The sequence below is a fragment of the Streptomyces noursei genome, assembly GCF_001646665.1.
Classification (GTDB): domain Bacteria; phylum Actinomycetota; class Actinomycetes; order Streptomycetales; family Streptomycetaceae; genus Streptomyces; species Streptomyces lavendulocolor.
This window is the reverse complement of record NZ_LWBU01000063.1, coordinates 1-256: the sequence shown is the minus strand read 5'-3', so window position 1 is coordinate 256 and position 256 is coordinate 1. Positions and strand designations below refer to the sequence as shown.

1 pseudogene is annotated in these 256 nt (G+C 78.9%); it reads left to right on the top strand.

From position 1 onward, the window contains the following. Positions 1–256: pseudogene (locus tag A4V12_RS38375) on the top strand (aminopeptidase N); the annotation flags it as partial.

Below are 256 nucleotides of genomic sequence, written 5' to 3'. Positions count from 1 at the left end.
CCCCGCCCGCGCGCAGCCCCCCCCCCCCCCCCTGACCCCCCCCTCCCCCGCCGCCGCCCCCCCCGCCCCCTGCCCCCCCGCCCCCCCCGAGCCCCCCGGCCTGCCCTTCGGCACCCACTGCCGCCGCTCCCTCGCCCCGTCCCTCGACGCCGACGCCGACGAGATCCTCGACGTCACCCGCCAGTGCTTCGACCGGTACCACGAGAAGTTCGACGAGCCCTACCCCTTCGACTCCTACGACCAGGCCTTCGTCCCC